This window comes from Halonotius pteroides (genome assembly GCF_003605635.1).
GTDB classification, from domain to species: Archaea; Halobacteriota; Halobacteria; order Halobacteriales; family Haloferacaceae; genus Halonotius; species Halonotius pteroides.
Genome location: NZ_QMDW01000048.1, coordinates 1 through 5667, shown reverse-complemented (window position 1 = coordinate 5667; position 5667 = coordinate 1). Strand labels below are relative to the sequence as shown.

General features: G+C 56.4%; 1 tRNA gene and 3 rRNA genes. All 4 read left to right on the top strand.

Annotated features, from left to right (window positions below):
* Window positions 1-414: 414 nt before the first annotated feature.
* The 4 genes from DP106_RS14860 (at window position 415) to rrf (ending at window position 5629) form a co-directional block, all read left to right on the top strand.
* Window positions 415-1884: ribosomal RNA gene (locus tag DP106_RS14860) — 16S ribosomal RNA — on the top strand.
* Between the two features lie 171 nt (window positions 1885-2055).
* A tRNA-Ala gene (locus DP106_RS14855) sits at window positions 2056-2127 on the top strand.
* Between the two features lie 305 nt (window positions 2128-2432).
* Window positions 2433-5366: ribosomal RNA gene (locus DP106_RS14850) — 23S ribosomal RNA — on the top strand.
* A gap of 141 nt (window positions 5367-5507) precedes the next feature.
* A 5S ribosomal RNA gene (gene rrf, locus DP106_RS14845) occupies window positions 5508-5629 on the top strand.
* Together the 16S, 23S and 5S rRNA genes with 1 tRNA gene alongside form the textbook arrangement of a ribosomal RNA operon.
* Window positions 5630-5667 lie beyond the last annotated feature (38 nt).

Genomic DNA, 5667 nt, shown 5'->3' with positions numbered 1-5667 from the left:
GTGTGTGGAAACACGCCCGACCACCGCCGTCCGGAACCGCCGGACGGCACCCAGTTCAAAACAACGCCCTTAAGTATAACAGGGCACTCGACTGGAATGCAGTAAAACACACCGCGAGCCGCAGACCGTTCAACCCGGTCAGCACTCGCATGGATCACGTGGCCACCACACCACCAACAATCCGACGGGCTTATACCGCCCAACCGGATACACATAGATCCGAAGAGATGGGGATCCCACCCCTGCGGTACGCCGTACAGACGGGATCCGACGTTAGCCTTGGTAGTTCGGTGCCACCCGATTGCTCGCGTGGCCCCGAACACAGACCATGCAATGAGACACATTTGGTGACCGATTCCCGTCAGGGAATCGTTCCCGCCAACCCCCAACTGTCTCTCCGAGACAGTTGGACACATTCCGGTTGATCCTGCCGGAGGACATTGCTATTGGGATTCGATTTAGCCATGCTAGTCGAACGAGTTCACACTCGTGGCACATAGCTCAGTAACACGTGGCCAAGCTACCCTTCAGTCGGCAATACCCTCGGGAAACTGAGGCTAATAGCCGATACGAAACAGACGCTGGAATGCACTGTATTCCAAAGACACCGCTGAAGGATGCGGCTGCGGCCGATTAGGTAGACGGTGGGGTAACGGCCCACCGTGCCAGTAATCGGTACGGGTGATGAGAGTCAGAGCCCGGAGACGGAATCTGAGACAAGATTCCGGGCCCTACGGGGCGCAGCAGGCGCGAAACCTTTACACTGCACGAAAGTGCGATAGGGGAATCCCGAGTGCGAGGGCATATTAGCCCTCGCTTTTGTTGACTCTAAGGCGGTCAACGAATAAGAGCTGGGCAAGACCGGTGCCAGCCGCCGCGGTAATACCGGCAGCTCAAGTGATGTCCCATATTATTGGGCCTAAAGCGTCCGTAGCTGGCCGACCAAGTCTATCGGGAAATCCACCTGCCCAACAGGTGGGCGTCCGGTAGAAACTGGCCGGCTTGGAACCGGAAGGCTCAGAGAGTACGTCCGGGGTAGGAGTGAAATCCCGTAATCCCGGACGGACTACCGATGGCGAAAGCACTCTGAGAAGACGGCTTCGACAGTGAGGGACGAAAGCTCGGGTCTCAAACCGGATTAGATACCCGGGTAGTCCGAGCCGTAAACAATGCTCGTTAGGTGTGGCACCCACTACGAGTGGGTGCTGTGCCGCAGGGAAGCCGCTAAACGAGCCGCCTGGGAAGTACGTCCGCAAGGATGAAACTTAAAGGAATTGGCGGGGGAGCACTACAACCGGAGGAGCCTGCGGTTTAATTGGACTCAACGCCGGACATCTCACCAGCCCCGACATCAGTAATGACAGTCATGTTGACGACATCCACTCGAGCTGATGAGAGGAGGTGCATGGCCGCCGTCAGCTCGTACCGTGAGGCATCCTGTTAAGTCAGGCAACGAGCGAGATCCACGTTCCTAATTGCCAGCACCATCGCACGATGGGTGGGTACATTAGGAAGACTGCCAGTGCTAAACTGGAGGAAGGAATGGGCAACGGTAGGTCAGTATGCCCCGAATGGGCTGGGCAACACGCGGGCTACAATGGTCAGGACAACGGGTTCCAACGCTGAGAAGCGACGGCAATCTCGCAAACCTGGTCGTAGTTCGGATTGCGGGCTGAAACTCGCCCGCATGAAGCTGGATTCGGTAGTAATCGCGTGTCAGCAGCGCGCGGTGAATACGTCCCTGCTCCTTGCACACACCGCCCGTCAAAGCACCCGAGTGAGGTCCGGATGAAGCCCTGTCACCAGGGTTGAATCTGGGCTTCGCAAGGGGGCTTAAGTCGTAACAAGGTAGCCGTAGGGGAATCTGCGGCTGGATCACCTCCTAACGTCCGAGATCCACCCCTCAGGGTGGACTCACCTCTCATACTCATTGCGTCTAACAGCTCACACCGGTCATCCCCGACCAGTGAGCACCCGTTCGGCCCACCCGTGCAATCGGGCACCGCAGAACTACCAAGGCTAACACACACTCTCAACCGGCAGTGCCGGTTGAGCGGGCTCATAGCTCAGCGGCAGAGTGCCTCCTTTGCAAGGAGGATGCCGTGGGTTCAAATCCCACTGAGTCCATGTCAGCACACACTCGAACCGTGCCCCTTATACGGGTTACACGATTCGGGTGTATTACGACAAGATCGATGCACCATCCCGTGCAAGCGGGTTGGGAAGGATCGAGCGTCCCAGACCTACCACCCTGGGTCGCCATGAGATCGTGTGTACGTGCAATCCAGGCGTCCACTGGACCCATTACAGTTTGCGTGCTCTGCACGCATACCGGGTACAGTGAACATACATTGAGGCGAGTTACAACTCGTCTCGCGAGGTGATCATTGTGATCACCTCACCAGCGATAACATTCGTCCGAATGTTATCTCTTCAACTGGCTACTGTGCCAGCTGGTGAACGGCTCGGCTCGAGTGCCGATGACGGACGTGCCAAGCTGCGATAAGCCTACGGGAGCCGCATGGAGGCGAAGAACGTAGGATCTCCGAATGGGAATCCCTCTCACAATTGCCTTGCGCAATAGGGAACGTCGGGAATTGAAACATCTTAGTACCGACAGGAAAAGAACGCAACCGCGATATCGTTAGTAACCGCGAGTGAACACGACACAGTCCAAACCGAAGCCCTCAAGGGCAATGTGGTGTCAGGACTGAAAATCACCGATCGAACGCTTTTGAGAAGTCTTCTGGAACGGAGCGTGATACAGGGTGACAACCCCGTATCAAAAGCAAGTACATCGCGCGTCAGCTCCAGAGTATCATGGGTCGGAACTCCCGTGTGAACATCTCAGGCATCCCCTGAGAAGACTAAACACTCCTCGAGACCGATAGCGAACAAGTAGCGTGAGCGAACGCTGAAAAGCACTCCACAAAGGATCGTGCAATAGGGCCCGAAATCAGCTGGCGATCGAACGACGTGGCATACAAGGTCACTCCCAGAATGACCGACGCGCAAGCGTCCAGTAAGACGAGAGTGAAGCCGATGTTGCGTCGTACGTTTTGAAAAACGACCCAGAGAGTGTCTCTCCATGGCAAGCCTAACCCGATGATCGGGGCAGGCAGAGCGAAAGCGACATGGCCGCAGTGGATTCCGTGGACTTCGTCCACGCCCACCAGGGCCGCCGTGTTCAAGCGCGGGGAGTCGTGGGGAGACGACCCGAAACCGAGTGATCTACACATGGACAGGGTGAAGCGTGCCGAAAGGCACGTGGAGGCCCGTTAGCGTTGGTGTCTTACAATACCCTCGCGTGACCTATGTGTAGGGGTGAAAGGCCCATCGAACTCGGCAACAGCTGGTTCCAACCGAAACATGTCGAAGCATGACCTCACCCGAGATAGTCCGTGAGGTAGAGCCACCGATTACTCGTCCCGCCCTCGAGAGAGGTCGGCCGGGTTGTCGAACTCCAAACTTACGGACGTTGTAGACGGTGGGAGTCCGGACTGCGGGGTAAGCCTGTGGTCCGTAAGGGAGACAACCCAGCGTATGGTTAAGGACCCAAAATACGGATTAAGTGCAACCGAAGGTGGTCTCGAGCCCTAAACAGCCGGGAGGTGAGCTTAGAAGCAGCAACCCGCTAAGAAAAGCGTAACAGCTTACCGGCCGAGGTTCGAGGCGCCCAAAATGATCGGGGCTCAAATCCGTTTCCGAGACCGTACAACACCAATCACGGTGACTACGTAGGTTGGCGTACCGTTCGAGTGGAAATACGGGCGAGAGCTCGTATGGATCGTCCGGTAACGACAATTCTGGTCACAGTAGCAGCGATAGTCGGGTGAGAACCTCGACGACCTTACGAGCAAGGGTTCCTTGGCACTGTCAATCAGCCAAGGGTTAGTCGATCCTAAGTCCCCTCGCAACTCGACGGGGACAACAGGGAAACTGGTTAATATTCCAGTACCAACACCATTGAAAGCCAACGCTTTGGGAAACACCGCACCGGGTTTTCGCCCGGTCGAATCGGTCACGCCCGTGGAAGCCGTCATGGCACGAAGCGGGTAACTATCGAGATAGGGAAACGCGGTGGTACCTAGAGCCCGTGAAACGGCAAGCGTGTTGTTCGTACCAAGATCCGACACAGGTGCTCAGGCAGCGAAAGCCAAGGTCTGTCGGGCCCCAACCGGCGTTAGGGAATTCGGCAAGTTAGTCCCGTACGTTCGCAAGAAGGGATGCCTGCCTCCAGCGAGGCAGGTTGCAATAACTCGGACGCTCCGACTGTCTAGTAACAACACAGGTGACCGCAAATGCGCAAGCACTCGTACGGTCACTGAATCCTGCCCAGTGCGGGTATCTGAACACCTCGTACAAGAGGACGAAGGACCCGTCAACGGCGGGGGTAACTATGACCCTCTTAAGGTAGCGTAGTACCTTGTCGCTTCAGTAGCGACTTGCATGAATGGATCAACGAGAGCGTCACTGTCCCAACGCTGGCCCCGGTGAACTGTACGTTCCAGTGCGGAGTCTGGAGACCCCCAAGGGGAAGCGAAGACCCTATAGAGCTTCACTGCAGGCTGTCGCTGAGACGTGGTCGCTACTGTGCAGCATAGGTAGGAGGCGTTACAGAGGTACCCGCGCTAGCGGGTCACCCAGCCATCATTGAAATACTACCCGGTAGTGACTGCGACTCTCACTCCTGGCGGAGAACACCGGTAGCCGGGCAGTTTGACTGGGGCGGTACGCGCTCGAAAAGATATCGAGCGCGCCCCAAGATTTCCTCACTCGGGTCGGAAACCCGAGGCAGAGCGCAAGAGCAGAAGGAAGTCTGACAGTGTTCTTCCCAACGAGGAACGCTGACGCGAAAGCGTGGTCTAGCGAACCCACAATGCCTATTGATGAGGCCTGTGGATGACAGAAAAGCTACCTTAGGGATAACAGAGTCGTCACTCGCAAGAGCACATATCGACCGAGTGGCTTGCTACCTCGATGTCGGTTCCCTCCATCCTGCCCGTGCAGACGCGGGCAAGGGTGAGGTTGTTCGCCTATTAAAGGAGGTCGTGAGCTGGGTTTAGACCGTCGTGAGACAGGTCGGCTGCTATCTATTGGGGGTGTAAGGTACGTGCCATGAACGATCGTATAGTACGAGAGGAACTACGATTGGGCACCACTGGTGTATCGGTTGTCCGAGAGGGCAGTTGCCGAGTAGCCACGTGCCGCGGGGTAAGAGCTGAACGCATCTAAGCTCGAAACCCACATGAAAAAGACGTACCATTGAGGACACTCGTAGAAGACGAGTTCGATAGACTCGGGATGTACGCACCAAGGCAACGAGGTGTTGAGTCCACGAGCACTAACAGTCCAAGCCAATATTCATACTATGCACTGTGACCCACTGTAATGGGTTCAGGCGCGAACTGGATTGCACATACACGCGGTAAGTAAACGCTTTAGCGAGCGTGAGGTGGTAGGAATGCCGACAATGGTTTGACACTGGTTCAACTCCGGTGGTCGGTTTCGGCGGCCATAGCGACGAGGTTCCACCCGTACCCATCCCGAACACGGTAGTTAAGCTCGTCAGCGTTCCACGCGGTACTGGAGTGGGAGACCCTCTGGGAGTTGTGGTTCGCCGCCACCCATTCATAGGTTCATTCACCATGGCGAGTCACTCCCATG